At 62.1% G+C, this 15481-nt stretch carries 17 protein-coding genes; 3 read left to right on the top strand and 14 right to left on the bottom strand.

The features are described 5' to 3' along the window. Positions 1 to 89 precede the first annotated feature (89 nt). The 3 genes from SA496_RS08505 to SA496_RS08495 form a co-directional block, all read right to left on the bottom strand. Positions 90 to 809, bottom strand: coding sequence for a response regulator (locus tag SA496_RS08505; RefSeq protein WP_120651599.1), 720 nt, complete (start codon positions 807 to 809; stop codon positions 90 to 92). Positions 810 to 874: 65 nt separating this feature from the next. Continuing rightward, entirely contained in the window at positions 875 to 1339 is a 465-nt protein-coding gene (locus tag SA496_RS08500) for a DUF3859 domain-containing protein (RefSeq protein ID WP_330115266.1), read from the bottom strand. Positions 1340 to 1402: 63 nt separating this feature from the next. Next, positions 1403 to 2377, bottom strand: coding sequence for an amidohydrolase family protein (locus tag SA496_RS08495; protein ID WP_330115626.1), 975 nt, complete (start codon positions 2375 to 2377; stop codon positions 1403 to 1405). 188 nt (positions 2378 to 2565) lie between these two features. Here SA496_RS08495 and SA496_RS08490 point away from each other — a divergent pair, with 188 nt between their 5' ends. Both SA496_RS08490 and SA496_RS08485 read left to right on the top strand, forming a co-directional pair. Continuing rightward, positions 2566 to 2985, top strand: a complete 420-nt coding sequence (locus SA496_RS08490) for an OsmC family protein (RefSeq protein WP_330115265.1) — start codon at positions 2566 to 2568, stop codon at positions 2983 to 2985. A gap of 20 nt (positions 2986 to 3005) precedes the next feature. Continuing rightward, a complete protein-coding gene (locus tag SA496_RS08485) occupies positions 3006 to 3866 on the top strand; it encodes a pirin family protein (RefSeq protein ID WP_174235578.1) in 861 nt (286 codons plus the stop codon). Between the two features lie 33 nt (positions 3867 to 3899). Here the strand turns inward: SA496_RS08485 and SA496_RS08480 are convergent, their stop codons facing one another. The 6 genes from SA496_RS08480 to SA496_RS08455 all read right to left on the bottom strand — a co-directional run bounded on the left by SA496_RS08480 (position 3900) and on the right by SA496_RS08455 (position 9967). Beyond that, entirely contained in the window at positions 3900 to 4625 is a 726-nt protein-coding gene (locus tag SA496_RS08480; RefSeq protein ID WP_120651603.1) for a dienelactone hydrolase family protein, read from the bottom strand. A 3-nt stretch (positions 4626 to 4628) separates the two neighbouring features. After that, positions 4629 to 5417, bottom strand: a complete 789-nt coding sequence (locus tag SA496_RS08475; RefSeq protein WP_330115264.1) for a dienelactone hydrolase family protein — start codon at positions 5415 to 5417, stop codon at positions 4629 to 4631. A 260-nt stretch (positions 5418 to 5677) separates the two neighbouring features. Next, a complete protein-coding gene (gene htpG / locus SA496_RS08470; RefSeq protein WP_120651605.1) occupies positions 5678 to 7576 on the bottom strand; it encodes a molecular chaperone HtpG in 1899 nt (632 codons plus the stop codon). A 207-nt stretch (positions 7577 to 7783) separates the two neighbouring features. Continuing rightward, entirely contained in the window at positions 7784 to 9031 is a 1248-nt protein-coding gene (locus SA496_RS08465) for an MFS transporter (RefSeq protein WP_120651606.1), read from the bottom strand. 40 nt (positions 9032 to 9071) lie between these two features. Next, positions 9072 to 9515, bottom strand: coding sequence for a PaaI family thioesterase (locus SA496_RS08460; RefSeq protein ID WP_120651607.1), 444 nt, complete (start codon positions 9513 to 9515; stop codon positions 9072 to 9074). Continuing rightward, positions 9512 to 9967, bottom strand: a complete 456-nt coding sequence (locus SA496_RS08455) for a PaaI family thioesterase (RefSeq protein ID WP_120651608.1) — start codon at positions 9965 to 9967, stop codon at positions 9512 to 9514. Before SA496_RS08455 ends, SA496_RS08460 begins: the two co-directional genes overlap by 4 nt. Before the next feature lie 171 nt (positions 9968 to 10138). On the opposite strand from SA496_RS08455, the gene SA496_RS08450 reads away from it, so the two are divergent. Then, positions 10139 to 10366, top strand: a complete 228-nt coding sequence (locus SA496_RS08450) for a hypothetical protein (protein WP_120655224.1) — start codon at positions 10139 to 10141, stop codon at positions 10364 to 10366. A 61-nt stretch (positions 10367 to 10427) separates the two neighbouring features. Here the strand turns inward: SA496_RS08450 and SA496_RS08445 are convergent, their stop codons facing one another. The 5 genes from SA496_RS08445 to sucC all read right to left on the bottom strand — a co-directional run bounded on the left by SA496_RS08445 (position 10428) and on the right by sucC (position 15350). Continuing rightward, complete coding sequence (locus SA496_RS08445) at positions 10428 to 10817, bottom strand: MAPEG family protein (protein ID WP_120651609.1); 390 nt, start codon at positions 10815 to 10817, stop codon at positions 10428 to 10430. Further along, positions 10814 to 11548 (bottom strand): DUF599 domain-containing protein, encoded by a 735-nt coding sequence (locus tag SA496_RS08440; RefSeq protein WP_153921132.1) that lies wholly within the window; start codon positions 11546 to 11548, stop codon positions 10814 to 10816. Before SA496_RS08440 ends, SA496_RS08445 begins: the two co-directional genes overlap by 4 nt. 122 nt (positions 11549 to 11670) lie before the next feature. Then, positions 11671 to 12984 (bottom strand): branched-chain amino acid transport system II carrier protein, encoded by a 1314-nt coding sequence (gene brnQ / locus SA496_RS08435; protein WP_330115263.1) that lies wholly within the window; start codon positions 12982 to 12984, stop codon positions 11671 to 11673. 309 nt (positions 12985 to 13293) lie between these two features. Beyond that, a complete protein-coding gene (gene sucD, locus SA496_RS08430; RefSeq protein ID WP_028629428.1) occupies positions 13294 to 14181 on the bottom strand; it encodes a succinate--CoA ligase subunit alpha in 888 nt (295 codons plus the stop codon). Continuing rightward, the gene (gene sucC / locus SA496_RS08425) at positions 14181 to 15350 is read right to left on the bottom strand and encodes an ADP-forming succinate--CoA ligase subunit beta (RefSeq protein ID WP_153921128.1); all 1170 of its coding nucleotides are present in this window, start codon (positions 15348 to 15350) and stop codon (positions 14181 to 14183) included. Before sucC ends, sucD begins: the two co-directional genes overlap by 1 nt. Positions 15351 to 15481 lie beyond the last annotated feature (131 nt).

Here is a 15481-nt window from a genome sequence, read left to right as displayed (position 1 = left end):
GTATAGAGACAGCCTGCCCCTCTCCGGAGGGCATCCGAGACCATTGAAACAATTGAAACAAAGCGCTGACGTGGGGGCGAATTGTGGTTTCAGCCCGGCACGAACATGTACCCCACGCCACGTACGGTGCGGATGATCTGCGGCTTGTCCGGGTCCGCTTCCAGCTTACGGCGAAGGCGCGCAATGCGAATATCGATGGAGCGGTCGAAGGGGTTCCAGTCGCGATGCTGAGTCAGATTCAGCAACTGGTCGCGGGAAAGCGGACGGTTGGGCCGCTGGGCGAAGGCCTGGAGCAGGTCGAACTCCATGGCGGTCAGGGGAATTTCCTCGCCCGCCGCATTGAACAGCTGACGGCTCTGCAGGTCGAGACGGCAGAGGCCGAGTTGCAGGCAGGGATTGTCGCTTTCCGTGGCGGGCATGGCCGCAGGTGCAGGGGCACGGCGATAGCGCCGTAGCACGGTCTTGAGCCGTGCCAGCAGCTCCCTCGGGTCGAAGGGTTTGGCCACGTAGTCGTCAGCGCCCACTTCCAGGCCGACGATGCGATCCAGCGGCGTGCCTGCACCGGACACCATGATCACCGGTAAGTCGTGATGCTCGCGCAGGTAGCGCGCAAGGCTGAGGCCATCCTCGCCGGGCAGCCCGACATCCAGTAGCACCAGGTCGGGCAGCGCCTCGGCCAGCCGCGCACGCATCTGGCGGCTGTCGGCCACGGCGTGGACCTGGTAGCCCTGGCCGCCGAGGTAATCCAGCAACAACTCGCGGATCGCCTCGTCGTCATCCACCACCAGAATGCTGATCTGTTCGGCCATGGGCCCGCGCCTCGCGCCTGCTTCAGACCCAGCGACTATAGCGCGCCACGGCGACGCACGCGGAATCAGCGGACGGTGAAGCTCTGTTCGGCCAGCAGGCGGTCCCCCTGGAAGACCATGAAGCGCCACTCACCCGGCACCACTTCATAATGCTCGGTGAACTCGAAGGCCATCACGTCAGTGGGTGCGCCAGGTGCCATCTTCTGCTCCACCACGAACTTGTCGTGGCGCTTGCCATCCGGCGTGACCACGCCGGGGGTGAGGTAGAGCAGGGTCAGCGGTGCGTCCTTTTCCTGCTTGCCAAGCAGTGTGTAGCGCATGCCGAACTTGGTACCGAGCTTGGCCGGGATTTCGTCGGTCTGCTCGATGGTCTGGTTGCTGCGAGTCAGCACGCGCTCGCCCGGCTGGTAGTCCTGGTACTGGGATTCGAAGATGCCGTACTCCACCGGGCCATCCACTCGCACATCAGCCAGGGCAACGCCGGAGGCCAGGCCGAGGGCCACGAGTGCTGTCATTCGAAAGGGGATCATGTCGCGCTCCTTGTTTGCGGTGGCGCGAGGTTATGACGTGCCCATGACATCCTTGTGACAGGCTCACTGCGTGCGATCGCTCCGGTGCCTGGCTGGTAGTACGGCGAGGAAATTGTCCCGCGCCACCTTGCGCGCCACCGCCTCTGGCAAGGCGTCGAGAAAGACATCGTAGGCCGTCAGGTACTCACCCAGCCCGTCGAAACGCCCCACCACGTCCGAGCCCAGCATGAAGCGGTCCGGATACCGTTCCACCAGCTTTAGCCAACGGCGAACCGGCTTGCCGTCGGTGTCCAGCAGATAGGGTTTCAGCACGCTCCACGACAAGTCGATGTAGAGGTTTGGATAGGCCCCGAGAAGCCGGTCCAGAGTGGGCAGGAGGAACTCCATCTTCGTCTGGTGACGGTGTATTTCCATGCTGGAGCCTGCATGGGCCCAGATGAAGCGCACATGGGGATGATTGCGCAGTGGCTCCTCCACTTCCTGCAAGTAGAGCGGGTTGCGCTCGCGCTTGGAGGTGATATTCGAGTGCAGCAGCACCGGCAGGTCGTACTCGGCCGCCAGATGATAGATGCGGGTCATGGCCTCATTGTTGGCGCGTGGCGTGTCGCCATCGATCAGGGCCGTGAGGTCGTCGTGACGGGTGAACACTTCACCGATGCCCTGCCAGAGCCCTGGGTCCAGCTCCAGCATTCGGCGAATGTGCGCATCGGAATTCTTGTCGTTAGGGTTGAAGCCACTCAGGAAAGGGTGGAAGCGCTTGCGCTGCTCGGCGGGCAGTTGCTTCACCGCAGCGGCCACTTGCACATCCGTGGCGCTGTACCAGTAGGCACCGGCATCGTCCCCGGCGTAGTAACGCGGCCGCTTGGGCTCGTCCTCGTGCCACTTCTTGGCCACCGGAATGCCGGAAATCATCACATGGTCGATGTTTGCCTTGTCCATCGCCTTCACCAATGACTTCATTCCATCGCTTTCCTGGAAGAAATCCACGTAATGGAGATGGGCATCGCTGAAGCGATACTCACGCGCTTCGCCCGGCATGGTGACCGCCAGCAGCAGCGCGGCAAGACTGGTCCTCAGTCGGTACAAGACACTTCCTCCGGAAAAGCTGAGCGACTGTAGACCGGCTTCGGTGCGCGTGCGTTCAACGCGCGTGCCCTGCTGCCGGCCGTCGCCCTTTGCGTTAGCCTAGCCGGGACTCGATCCGTCCATCGGCCAGGAGGCCCTCCATGACTATCCGTCTCACCCGTGATTCCGCCATCGGCACCCGCCAGCGCATCGAACTGGACGGCAAGGCACCTCTGTTCACCGACCTGCCGACCGAGCTGGGTGGCGCAGGTGCAGACCCTGAGCCGCATGACTACTTCGATGCAGCCCTGGGCAGCTGCAAGGCGCTGACCGTGACCTACTACGCCCAGAAGAACGGCATCCCGCTGACGGGGGTGGACGTCGACGTTACCCGCGACGACAGCGAAGAACGCAAGGGCCACTATCGGCTGGATGTGAAGTTGACCCTGCGCGGCGCCCTCACCGATGAGGAGCGCGCCACCCTGCTGCGTATCGCTGACAAGTGCCCGGTACACAAGCTGATGACCCAGGTGGAAGTAAGCATCGCAACGCGCCTTGCCGAAGGCGACTTCAGTCAGTAAACCCTGTAGGAATCCTGAGCATGAGCATCCTCATCATCCGACCCCGCGCCGAAGAAGTCGCCGGGCAACCCATCCTCCGTCCGTTACCTTCGGCCCAGTGCCGTAGCGTCGGACCCTTCGTGTTCTTCGATCACATGCTGGAGGCCGACTATGCGCCGGGGACGGGTATGGATGTGCGCCAGCATCCGCATATCGGCCTGTCCACCCTCACCTACCTGTTCGAAGGCGAACTACAACACAAGGACAGCCTGGGGTCTGACCAGTTGGTGAAACCGGGCGATGTCAGCTGGATGACGGCCGGCCGCGGCGTCGCCCATGTCGAGCGCACGCCGGCGAACCTGCTGGCCAGCGGCTCCCGTGCCCATGGCCTTCAAGTATGGCTGGCCCTGCCCAAGGCCTTCGAGGACTGCGAACCCAGCTACAGCCATCACCCGGCATCCAGCCTGCCTCAACAGGAAGCACTCGGCGCGCGTATACGCCTGATCGCCGGAACGGGCTTCTGCCTGGAATCACCCGTACCGGTGCTCTCCCCTACCCTCTACGCCGATCTGCAACTGGAAGCCGGCGCCACGCTGACCATCCCTTGCGAACATCCCCAGCGCGCGCTGTACCTGCTGGAGGGTGAAGCCTTGCTGGACGAGCAGACGCTGGAGCCACGCAGCCTGGTGGTTTTGCCCGAAGGCGAGGAGTTTGTGCTTGCCGCATGTAGCAGCTGCCAACTGGTGATGATCGGTGGTGCTCCGTTGGATGGTCCGAGGAGGATGAACTGGAACTTCGTATCCAGCAGCCCCGAGCTGATCGAAAACGCGCGCAGCCGTTGGGCAGCCGGCGACTGGCCGACCGTGCCGGGCGAGACCAGCCGCATCGAACTGCCGCGCTGATCGGCTCGCCCTGCACCTGTTTGGGCCTCGCCCCTAAACGAAGACCTCGTCCAGCAGCGCATACATTGCGGTGAATGCGCGCCGCGATACCTTTTCGTTGTACTGCGCGGTTCCCGGGTTGTTGGCGGCAGGATCGGTGAACGAATGCACCGCGCCGCCAAAGCTCAGTAATTGCCAATCCACGCCCGCCTCCCCCATCTCCCTGGCAAACGCCGGCAGTTGCTCACGGGGTACCAGCGGGTCTTGGGCGCCATCCAGCACCAGCACGGCGCCCTGGATATTGCGGGCATCATCGGGGTTCGGGGTATCCAGTGCGCCATGAAATGACACGGCAGCCTTGAGCGGCGCTCCAGCCCGGGCCAGCTCCAGCGCACAGGTGCCGCCAAAGCAGAAACCGAAAGCCGCCAGCCGTGTGCCATCCGCCGGCGCCAATTCCTGGCTGCGCAAAGCGTCAAGGGCCACTAGCAGGCGTCGACGCAGCAACGCGCGATCCTGCTTGAGCGGCAGCATGGCGGCGCTGGCCTCCGCGGTACTCGCCGGCCTCACCGTCGCCCCATAAATATCGACCAGCAACACGCGAAAACCCCGGCCGGCCACCTGGCTGGCCAGCTCGCGCGCACCATCGCTGACACCGAACCAATTGGGCGCCATCAACAGCCCGGGACGCGGGGCCATGTCAGCCGCGTCGAACAATAGGCAGCCTTCGAATGCCAGGCCATCGACGGTATAGCCAAGCGACCGGGACTGGATTTGCGTCATGGATTACCTTGCTCCGGTAAAGACTTCATCGAACAGGTCGTTCATGGCCTGGTAGGCCCGTGCGGCGACCTTGGGATTGTATTCATTGCGACCCGGCACATTGGCCTCGCGATCGGTAAAGGAATGCACCGCACCGCCGTAGCTGACCAATTGCCAGTCTGCCTTCGCGGCCGTCATTTCGGCGCTGAAGGCATCCACCTGATCCTTGGGTACCGCTGGATCGTCGGCGCCATGCAGCACCAGCACCGGTGCGCGAATATTGCGGGCATCGGCCGGATTGGGGGTATCGAGGTTGCCATGGAAGGATACGAAGCCCTTCAGCGGAGCCCCTGAACGCGCCAGTTCAAGCACGCTGCCACCACCGAAGCAGAACCCGATCGCACCGAGGCTCGCCACGTCCAGCGGCACTTTCTCGCCCTGCTTGCGGAGTACCTCCACACCGGCCTGGGCGCGCTTGCGCATCAATGGACGATCGCCACGCACGGCAGCAGCCGCAGCCTTTGCCTCTTCCGGATTGCTCGGTCGGATGCCCTTGCCGTACATGTCGGCGATGAAGATCACATAGCGTTGTCCGGCAATCTCCTTGGCCTGTTCAGCTGCAGCCGGCGTCACTCCAAGCCAGTTGGGCACCATCATCAAGCCGGGTCGCGGCGTCTTCACGGTATCGTCGTAGACCAGCGTGCCCTCGAAGGCCTTGCCATCGATCTCATAGGGAACCGCCTGGGTGACCATAGCCGCCCAGGCGGGGCCGGTGAATGCGAACAACAGCGAAGAAAGCAGCAAACGGTTCATGGAGTGCTCTCCTTTCCTGGGGAAATGACCAAGGTTAGACAGTCCTGTGGCGCAAACCGTCCTACCGCTTTCATTGCCTGGAATTTCAGCCTGGCCCGATGTGTGGCATTCATTCGCCAAGGGCGACGCAGCTACACCAAGACGCTGCTTGTCGTACCTGCGATCCGGTTGGCGAGTGAACTCGACCCAAGAAGAGCCGGCGTTAATCCCGGACAAAGAAAAGGCCCGCATTTGCGGGCCTTTTCCTTACCTTCCAACAGTCAAGCGGAGAGCTCCACCAGCAGCTTGTTCAGGCGACGCACGTAGGCAGCCGGGTCCTTCAGGCTGTCGCCTGCGGCCAGGGCAGCCTGGTCGAAGAGGATGTGCGACAGCTCGCCGAAGCGGTCCTCGTCCTGCTCGCCATCGAGCTTCTCGATAAGCGGGTGGGCCGGGTTGATCTCGAATATCGGCTTGGAGTCCGGTACTTTCTGGCCGCTGGCTTCGAGGATCTGGCGCATCTGCAGGCCCAGGTCCTGTTCGCCGATGGCGAGGATCGCCGGAGAGTCGGTCAGGCGGTGCGACACGCGCACTTCCGAGACTTCTTCACCCAGCGCGGTCTTGAGACGCTCGATGAGCCCCTCCTTGGTCTTGGCGACTTCTTCCTGGGCCTTCTTGTCCTCTTCCGAGTCCAGCTTGCCGAGGTCGAGATCGCCACGTGCGACGTCAACGAAGCCCTTGCCGTCGAAGTCGGAGAGGTAGCTCATCAGCCATTCGTCGATGCGGTCGGTGAGCAGCAGCACTTCGATGCCTTTCTTACGGAAGACTTCCAGGTGCGGGCTGTTCTTCACCTGCGAATAGCTCTCGCCAGTGAGGTAGTAGATCTTGTCCTGGCCTTCCTTCATGCGACCGATATAGTCGGCCAGGGAAACGCTCTGCTCGCCCGAATCGTCGCTGGTGGCAGCGAAACGCAGCAGGCCGGCGATCTTCTCCTTGTTGGCGAAATCCTCCGCCGGACCTTCCTTCAGCACCTGGCCGAAGTTCTTCCAGAAGCCCTTGTATTGCTCGGGTTCGTTCTTCGCCAGCTTCTCCAGCATGTCCAGCACACGCTTGGTCAGCGCCGACTTCATGGAGTCGATCACCGGACCGGACTGCAGGATTTCGCGGGAAACGTTCAGCGACAGGTCGTTGGAGTCCACCACGCCCTTGATGAAGCGCAGGTAGAGCGGCAGGAACTGGTCAGCCTGGTCCATGATGAACACGCGTTGCACGTAGAGCTTCAGACCACGCGGCGCCTCGCGGTGATAGAGGTCGAACGGTGCACGGGCCGGGACGTAGAGCAGCGAAGTGTATTCCAGCTTGCCCTCAACCTTGTTGTGGCTCCAGGACAGCGGATTCTCGAAGTCGTGGGCGACGTGCTTGTAGAACTCCTGGTACTCCTCGTCCTTCACGTCGGTGCGCGGACGGGTCCAGAGCGCACTGGCGCGGTTGACGGTTTCCCACTCCTGCTCGGCCGGCGCATCCTCACCGTGATGCTCCTTCGGCAACTCGATGGGCAGGGCGATGTGGTCCGAGTATTTCTTGATGACGTTGCGCAGGCGCCAGCCGTCGGCAAACTCTTCTTCGCCGCTCTTCAGGTGCAGGACGATACGGGTGCCGCGTTCGGCCTTGTCGATGGTGGCGATGTCGAACTCGCCTTCGCCTTGAGACGACCAGTGAACACCTTCGGTGGCAGCCAGGCCGGCGCGACGGGTGAACACGTCGACCTTGTCGGCAACGATGAACGCGGAATAGAAGCCCACGCCGAACTGGCCGATAAGGTGGGAATCCTTCTTCTGGTCGCCGGAGAGGTTCTTCAGGAAGTCGGCAGTCCCGGACTTGGCGATGGTGCCCAGGTGCGCGATCACCTCGTCACGGCTCATGCCGATGCCGTTGTCCTCTAGGGTGACGGTGCGAGCCTCCTTGTCGAAGCTGACTCGGATCTTCAGCTCGGCGCCCCCTTCCAGCAGCGCGGGCGTTGCCAGCGCTTCGAAGCGCAGCTTGTCGGCTGCGTCGGAGGCGTTGGAAATCAACTCGCGGAGGAAGATTTCCTTGTTGGAATACAGGGAATGGATCATCAGGTGAAGCAGTTGCTTCACCTCGGTCTGGAAGCCCAGGGTTTCTTTTTGAGTTTCCACACTCATGGTCGTCTTACTCCACGTGGATGGCTAGAGCCGCTTACAGCGGCGGATCACATCCAGATGGGGCCTTAGACAAGGATTTCAAGTGCTTAGCGAAAGCGGAAGGAACCTCGCTCTCGATACATCACAGGCTGGGTGTCACTCGGCATGCCCGCAAGCGGTGCCCAGCCTGGCCAGCGATGCTCGCCAGAGCGGCGCTTCCGTCCGGACTCAGGGTTCGAGCAGCTCGACGTGGGATACCTCGTCGAGATCGAAGCTGAAGCTGGCAGCCCCTGCCCCACCGAGGTTGCGACGAATCAGGACGCGGCCGTCACGATCCAGGCCGGCGAAGCGGCCTTCGGCGGTGCTACCGCGTACCGTGTACACGCGCATGCTGAGCTCCTGGTACTCGCCGGGGTCGCTCAGCAAGCGTTGCAGGGAGAAGCGCAGGCGGCGATCCAACGGACCCGCGCTGTCCGCCTGTGGCGCAGGCTCCTGCGCCTCGCCCGACGCCTGGGCGTCTGCGCTGGACACTGCCAACGGCGGGAAACTGTCACGACCCACGCGCCAGCCCCGGCTCTCGCTCTTTACCAGCTGAAGTGACAGGTGCTGGCTCTGGCCGTCGACACGAGCTTCCACCTCGACGTCCAACTCACGTGCCGGCAGGCTGACGGATGGCAGCTGGGCCAGTTCGACATCGCGGGTGACGAATCGACGTTGCAAGTAATCGCGGATCACATAGGCCAGCGTATCGCGCGAGTCGAAGGTCGTATCCACCAGGCCGTCGCGGTAGCGCAGGCGGTCGGTGAAGACTTCAAGGTGGCCGGAAAGCGTGGTCGCGAATTTCGGTGGTAGCACCAGGTGGAAGTCACCCGCCAAGCGATTCGGTGCGACCGGCTGAAGATCGAGGTGCAGCGTGTAGCCGCGGGGGATGCGCCGGGCTTCGGGCAGTTCCTGCTCTGGCAGCAGCCAACTGATTTCCACTTCCGGCTGCGGGCCGGCATCTTTGGGCAGCACATCCAGGCGCAGAGCCCCCTGCGGCTGGTTGCCCACACGGATGGTGAGCTCGCGACGGGCGTAGAAGTCCTGGCCCTCACGCAGGCTGAGAACTCCATCCACCAGTTCGGCTTGAAGCGGAGCGAAGCGCTGCCCGTTGAGTTCGCCTTTGATGCGGATATCCAGCTCGGAAACCGTCTGCTGCTCGTCAGCCAGCCAGCGCAAGCTGAAGATCGCCTGCAGTCGCTCCGGGTCCTGCGCGGCGAGCATGGTCAGGCCCACCACAAACGGTATGAAGCCCATGGCCCCGAAGGCCACGGCCTTTCGCGCGGTTCGCCAATGGTAGAGCACGTAGGCCACCGTCACCGGCGGCAGCAGGCTACCGAAGCCCCAGAAGAGGCTGGTACCGAACGCGAGCATCACCAGCCAGACGAGGCCGATGATGATCAGCAGCAGGCCACCAAGTATGAGTAACGCAACCATCGGGCTTTCCTTGTAAGCGACCGGACGCGCCTGGCACGCCTCAGGATTCGTCGACCTTGAAGTGGGCGCGCGCGGTGGCGATGGGTTCGGTCTGGGTGGTTTGCCAGGCAGTAATGGCGACGTTGGCGACACGGCGGCCTTGTCGCCAGACCTGGCATTGGACGTAGGTGTCACGATAGTGCCCGGCGCGTAGGTAATCTATCGAGAAGTCGATGATTTTGGGCATATGTGGCGTGCCCATGAACATCAGCAGATGGAGCATCGCGGCGTGCTCCATGAAGCCGGCGATCACACCGCCATGGATAGCTGGCAGGGTCGGATTGCCGATGTTGTCCTTGTTCGCCGGCAGGCGGAACACCATGTCATCCCCCAGGCGCAGGCATTCCATGCCGATCAGCTTGGCGTAGGGAATAAGGCACACCAGCGAGTCGTAATCGTTCTTCTCGTGGGCTTCGCGCACCAGGGCATTCAGATCGAGGCTCATGCCGCACCTCCCTGCTTCAGCTGTCCGGGCTTACCCATCCGCATGAATGCGCCCACCACGTGGGCGATGGGCTGGGTCGGGTCGTCCTGGTAGGCATAGCCTCGGGTGAAGATGATGTTGGGAGTAACCCGGTAGCACTCGGCAAAGCCAAAGACATCTTTGTGCGGCTCGGCCGGATGCATGTAGTCGATGCGCAGGTCCAGGGTCGGACAGATCTCGAACTCCGGCAGCACGCAAACGGTCGAAATGCCGCAGGTGGTGTCCATAAGAGTGGTAATAGCGCCACCATGGATCACGCCCGTTTCCGGATTGCCTATGATCTGCGCGCTGTAGGGTAGGCGCAGGGTCAGGCCCTGGGGAGTGGCTTCGTGCACGCTGAGACCGAGCACCTGGCAATGGCGCAGCACGGCAAGAAAGCGCTGCGCCCGTTCGATGAGGGTGTTGTCCGTCATGACTGCAACCTTGGCGGAATATGAGCAAGGAGGCGAATCATACCCTGCCCCACCTGCTTCCGCCGTGGGAGACCGCCCAGTCATGCTTTTTGCAATTAGTGCGGAACTTAGAAACCGGTCATAAACTCCAACGGCTATCGATGAGGAAAAGCCACACATGGAGGCTCAATGATGAAGAAAACCCTGTCTCTCGCCCTGCTCCTGGCTGCAAGCCTTGGTCTCGCCGCCTGCGACAAGAAGGAAGAGGCTCAGGCACCGGCTGCCCCGGCAACCGAATCCCAGCCGAGCGCACCGGCAACCGCGCCGACTCCGGCACCGGCTCCCGAGGCCGCACCGGCTCCCAGCGAACCTGCTCCGGCCGCTCCGGACACCGCGCCGACCGAGGAAAAGAGCCAGTAAGCTCCCGGCAGCAGAAACCACAAGGCCCGCATTTGTGCGGGCCTTGTCGTATCCAAGGGTATCAAAGCGCGGGGCTGAGCATCAGCAACAGGCAGCAAATCAGGCCGACGGCCCAGACCAGGCTGCGCGGGCTGGCATTGTCATTCCAGTAGAGGAACAGGTACAGGACCCGCGAGACGATGAAGATGATCGCCAGCAGGTCGACGAACCAACCGTGGGTCTGGGTGACGTGCGCCATGAGCACACCCGCGGCGAACAGCGGGAACATCTCGATGCTGTTCTGATGCGCCGCCACCGCTCGTGCGCCAAAACCCGTAAGCCGTGCCTGCTGCGCGCGCGGGTGATGATTGTCGTAGCCCCTGCCCTCCTCCCGCATGGCTTTGGCCACAGGAATCTTCGCCAGGTAGATGAGCAAGGCGGCAAAGAACAGGCACCAGAACGGAATACTCATTCGACTTTCTCCTTGGGCGCTTCCAGCGCCTGGGTCGGCGTATAGACCATCACATCCAGCACATCGGAATGGAATTCGCGCCGGTACAGCACCAGTACAACGCCGGTGGTCACAATCACGAAGAACCAGGGATTGATGAACCACGCCAGCATAGCCAGGCCGAAATAGTAGCTGCGCAGGCCGAAGTTGAACTGGTTTGCCGCCAGCGAAATGACACGGGCAGTTCGCTCTGCAAAGGCCTTTCTTTCCTGTTCGCTGACATGCTTCTCACCAATCATCGGCGCCGATCCCACGAGGATGGCGGCAAAGTTGTACTGACGCATGCACCAACTGAAGGTGAAGAAGGCATAGACGAAAACCACTGCCAGGCCCAGCAGCTTGAGTTCGGAGATGCCGCGGCTGGCGGGCTGCACGAACGGAAGGTCGGCCAGCACCGATACAGCACGGTCTGTGGATCCCAGCACGGTAAGGATGCCGGCCAGGATGATCAAGGTGCTGGAGGCGAAGAAAGACGCGTTGCGCTCCAGGTTGCCAATCACACTGGCATCGGCGATGCGGTTGTCACGTAGCAGCAGACGGCGCATCCAGTCCTCTCGATAAAGGTGAAGGACCGACGCCAGGCAGGCGGTATCCCTCCCCTTCCATATGGCGTAACGGGTGTATCCCACCCAACAGGTGATGAACCAGAGGATGGCCACCAAGTGAGGCCAATTGCGCAGGATCGTGGACATGCGAATTCCTTTTAAGAACACGACCGATTATAGCGACCCGCAAGCACGTCCCTGCAGCTTCTAATGGATGCTTATGGCAACAAAAAGGCCGCCCTGAGGCGGCCTTTCTCGCGGAGACGGTTTCAGGCGGCCACTTCCACCGGCTTACCCAGAAGGCGATCACAGAAGCTGGCCACGGCCAATGCGGCGACAGCGGGCAGCAACCACGCAAGGCCTTGCTCGGACAGCGGCAGATGGGACAGCCACTGCGGCATCCAGCCGGCCAGCTCAGCACCCTTGAGCGCGTCGATCAGGCCGAACAGCAGCGACACCAGCATCACCGGCGCCACCACGCGACCCGGCGAGTGCCACAGGCCCCAGCAGAAACTAAGCGCGACCAACACGATGCACGGCGGATAGATCGCCGTGAGCACCGGCACCGAAACCTGGATCAGCTTGGTCAAGCCGAGGTTAGATACCAGCAGGCTGAAGACGGCCAGGATGATTACCAGGCTGCGGTAGGAAAGCGGCAGAAGGCGGCTGAAGTACTCTGCACAAGCGCAGGTCAGACCGACCGCCGTTACCAGGCACGCCAGGGAAATCAGCAGTGCAAGGAAGGTACTGCCGAGGTTGCCGAAGGTGTGCTGCACATAGGCATGCAGCACCGCTGCACCGTTGGCGGCTTCACCGGCGATGCCATGGCTGTTGGCCCCCAGGCGGAACAGGCTGATGTACACCAGCGCCAGGCCCACACCGGCGATCAGGCCAGCGATGATCGCGTAGCGAGTAATCAGGCGCGGCGACTCGACGCCACGAGAGCGGATGGCATTGACGATGACAATACCGAACACCAGTGCACCCAAGGTGTCCATGGTCAGGTAGCCATTGATGAAGCCCTGGGAGAACGGGGCGGCCTGGTAGGCCGGGGTGGCATCACCGATATCACCCATCGGCAGCATGAACGCAGCAATGCCGAGGATAGCCAGAGCGATGATCTTCATCGGCGCAAGCACGCGACCAACAGTGTCCAGCAGGCGGCCCGGGTAGAGGGAAACCGCGAGGACCACCAGGAAGTAGACCAGGCTGTAGGCGAACAAAGCCACCGGTGTATCGCCGGTCAAGGGCGCCAGGCCCACTTCGAAGGAAACGGTGGCGGTACGCGGAGTCGCGAACAGCGGGCCAACCGAGAGGTAGCAGACTGCCGCCAGCAATACGCCGGCCGTTTTTCCGATCGGGCTGCTGAGGGAGTCCATGGCACCACCGACCTTGGCCAGTGCGATCACCGTCACGACCGGAAGACCAACCGCGGTGATCAGGAAGCCCAGGGCCGCCATCCAGACATGGGGACCGGACTGCAGGCCAACGATAGGAGGGAAGATGATATTGCCGGCCCCGACGAACAGGGCGAATGTCATAAAGCCAAGTGCCAGGATGTCCTGGCCTTTCAAGGATTTCATTGGGGAATTACCACATCGCTGAAACAGGGTTTACCGAAGGGGTTTCCCGATTGGGTCGGGGGAAACGTCATCCATCCGTTTGGGATTGATCGCTAGTGCCCGACCTTCGCCCTTGTGGAGCATGGTGAGCGGCACGGTTGCAACCCTACTGATTTTACCGGGTGCAACGCCTGACGTGGATCAGGTTGTCGGAGTAGCAACCGTTTCTGTCGCTTGCCCGACAGGCGGTTGCACTTTCTCGAGAAAAGGTTGCACCCATAACGACAAAGGCCACCCGAGGGTGGCCTTTGTTGGGAGCATCAAGTCGCCTTAGGCGTTCTTGACTTCCCAGCCGGTCAGCTCGGCCAGGGCCTTGCCAATGTCGGCCAGGGAACGCACGGTTTTCACACCAGCGTCCTGCAGGGCGGCGAACTTCTCGTCCGCGGTGCCCTTGCCACCAGAGATGATGGCGCCGGCGTGGCCCATGCGCTTGCCGGGCGGTGCAGTCACACCAGCGATGTAGGACACCACCGGCTTGGTGACATTGGCCTTGATGAAGGCAGCAGCTTCTTCTTCAGCGGAACCGCCGATTTCGCCGATCATGACGATGGCTTCGGTCTGCGGGTCTTCCTGGAACAGCTTCAGGATGTCGATGAAGTTGGAGCCCGGGATCGGGTCACCGCCGATGCCCACGCAGGTGGACTGGCCGAAGCCGGCATCGGTGGTCTGCTTCACGGCTTCATAGGTCAGGGTGCCGGAACGCGACACGATGCCTACCTTGCCCGGCAGGTGGATGTGACCCGGCATGATGCCGATCTTGCACTCGCCGGGAGTGATCACGCCCGGGCAGTTCGGGCCGATCAGGCGTACGCCCAGCTCGTCACACTTGACCTTGGCGTCCAGCATGTCGAGGGTCGGAATGCCTTCGGTGATGCAAACGATCAGCTTGATGCCGCCGTTGGCCGCTTCCAGAATGGAGTCCTTGCAGAAGGGAGCCGGAACGTAGATCACCGAAGCTTCGGCGCCAGTGGCTTCAACCGCTTCCTTGACGGTGTTGAACACCGGCAGGCCCAGGTGAGTGGTGCCGCCCTTGCCGGGGGTCACGCCGCCAACCATCTTGGTGCCGTAGGCGATGGCTTGTTCAGAGTGGAAAGTACCTTGGCTACCGGTGAAGCCCTGGCAGATGACTTTGGTGTCTTTGTTGATCAGGACGCTCATTACTTGCCCTCCGCCGCGGCCTTGACGACTTGCTGTGCAGCGTCGGTCAGGCTGGTCGCCGCGATGATGTTCAGACCGCTCTCGGCCAGTACCTTGGCACCGAGGTCAGCGTTGTTGCCTTCCAGACGAACCACGACCGGAACCTTCACGCCTACTTCCTTCACGGCACCGATGATGCCTTCGGCGATCATGTCGCAGCGGACGATACCGCCGAAGATGTTCACCAGAACGGCTTGCACGTTGCTGTCGGAGAGGATGATCTTGAACGCTTCGGTCACGCGCTCTTTGGTCGCGCCGCCGCCAACGTCAAGGAAGTTGGCCGGCTTGCCGCCGTGGAGGTTGACGATGTCCATGGTACCCATGGCCAGGCCGGCACCGTTGACCATGCAGCCAATGTTGCCTTCCAGGGCTACGTAGTTCAGTTCCCACTTCTGCGCATGGGCTTCACGAGCGTCGTCCTGGGACGGGTCGTGCATGGCGCGCAGCTTGGGCTGACGGTACATGGCGTTGCTGTCGATATTGATCTTGGCGTCCAGGCAGTGCAGGTTGCCGTCTGCCTTGATTACCAGCGGGTTCACTTCCAGCAGGGCCAGGTCGTAGTCCTGGAACAGCTTGGCCAGGCCAACGAAGATGTGGGTGAACTGCTTGACCTGGTCACCTTCCAGGCCCAGCTGGAATGCCAGCTCGCGGCCCTGGTACGGCTGAGCACCGACCAGCGGGTCGATGGTGGCCTTGAGGATCTTCTCGGGGGTGTCGTGAGCTACTTTCTCGATGTCCACGCCACCTTCGGTGGAAGCCATGAACACGATACGGCGGCTGGAACGATCTACCACGGCGCCCAGGTACAGTTCCTTGGCGATGTCGGTGCAGGATTCAACCAGGATTTTGCTGACCGGCTGACCATTGGCATCAGTCTGATAGGTCACCAGGCGCTTGCCCAGCCAGTTGGCGGCGAAGGCCTTGGCATCTTCCTTGCTCTTGACCAGCTTCACGCCGCCCGCTTTACCGCGGCCGCCAGCGTGGACCTGAGCTTTGACAACCCATTCGCTGCCACCGATTTTTTCGCAGGCTTCTGCGGCTTCTTCCGGGGTGTCTACGGCAAAGCCCTTGGATACGGGCAGGCCGTATTCAGCGAACAGCTGCTTACCCTGATACTCGTGGAGATTCATGCTTGTCTACCGTCTTCGTTTAGGTATTGCGCATTTCGGCGCTGCATTCGTGGTGCCGCGCCACCTGTGACTGCAGTTGAAGGCAGTCCGGCGGGCTTTCCGCGGTGAGCTGCTGCCTTGTCGGCCGCAAC

This window comes from Pseudomonas sp. JS3066 (assembly GCF_036328175.1).
GTDB lineage: Bacteria > Pseudomonadota > Gammaproteobacteria > Pseudomonadales > Pseudomonadaceae > Metapseudomonas.
This window is presented reverse-complemented; position numbering and strand designations above follow the sequence as displayed.

Excerpts from the sequence above, each read along its gene's own strand:
- SA496_RS08495 (WP_330115626.1), bottom strand. The coding sequence starts at position 2,377 with ATGCCGGGCGAAGCGCGTGAGTATCGCTTCAGCGATGCCCATCTCCAT.
- brnQ (WP_330115263.1), bottom strand. The coding sequence starts at position 12,984 with ATGAAATCCTTGAAAGGCCAGGACATCCTGGCACTTGGCTTTATGACA.
- SA496_RS08500 (WP_330115266.1), bottom strand. The coding sequence starts at position 1,339 with ATGATCCCCTTTCGAATGACAGCACTCGTGGCCCTCGGCCTGGCCTCC.
- SA496_RS08475 (WP_330115264.1), bottom strand. The coding sequence starts at position 5,417 with ATGAACCGTTTGCTGCTTTCTTCGCTGTTGTTCGCATTCACCGGCCCC.
- SA496_RS08450 (WP_120655224.1), top strand. The coding sequence starts at position 10,139 with ATGAAGAAAACCCTGTCTCTCGCCCTGCTCCTGGCTGCAAGCCTTGGT.
- SA496_RS08440 (WP_153921132.1), bottom strand. The coding sequence starts at position 11,548 with ATGTCCACGATCCTGCGCAATTGGCCTCACTTGGTGGCCATCCTCTGG.
- SA496_RS08480 (WP_120651603.1), bottom strand. The coding sequence starts at position 4,625 with ATGACGCAAATCCAGTCCCGGTCGCTTGGCTATACCGTCGATGGCCTG.
- SA496_RS08465 (WP_120651606.1), bottom strand. The coding sequence starts at position 9,031 with ATGGTTGCGTTACTCATACTTGGTGGCCTGCTGCTGATCATCATCGGC.
- sucC (WP_153921128.1), bottom strand. The coding sequence starts at position 15,350 with ATGAATCTCCACGAGTATCAGGGTAAGCAGCTGTTCGCTGAATACGGC.
- SA496_RS08490 (WP_330115265.1), top strand. The coding sequence starts at position 2,566 with ATGACTATCCGTCTCACCCGTGATTCCGCCATCGGCACCCGCCAGCGC.
- sucD (WP_028629428.1), bottom strand. The coding sequence starts at position 14,181 with ATGAGCGTCCTGATCAACAAAGACACCAAAGTCATCTGCCAGGGCTTC.
- SA496_RS08485 (WP_174235578.1), top strand. The coding sequence starts at position 3,006 with ATGAGCATCCTCATCATCCGACCCCGCGCCGAAGAAGTCGCCGGGCAA.
- SA496_RS08460 (WP_120651607.1), bottom strand. The coding sequence starts at position 9,515 with ATGAGCCTCGATCTGAATGCCCTGGTGCGCGAAGCCCACGAGAAGAAC.
- SA496_RS08455 (WP_120651608.1), bottom strand. The coding sequence starts at position 9,967 with ATGACGGACAACACCCTCATCGAACGGGCGCAGCGCTTTCTTGCCGTG.
- htpG (WP_120651605.1), bottom strand. The coding sequence starts at position 7,576 with ATGAGTGTGGAAACTCAAAAAGAAACCCTGGGCTTCCAGACCGAGGTG.
- SA496_RS08505 (WP_120651599.1), bottom strand. The coding sequence starts at position 809 with ATGGCCGAACAGATCAGCATTCTGGTGGTGGATGACGACGAGGCGATC.
- SA496_RS08445 (WP_120651609.1), bottom strand. The coding sequence starts at position 10,817 with ATGAGTATTCCGTTCTGGTGCCTGTTCTTTGCCGCCTTGCTCATCTAC.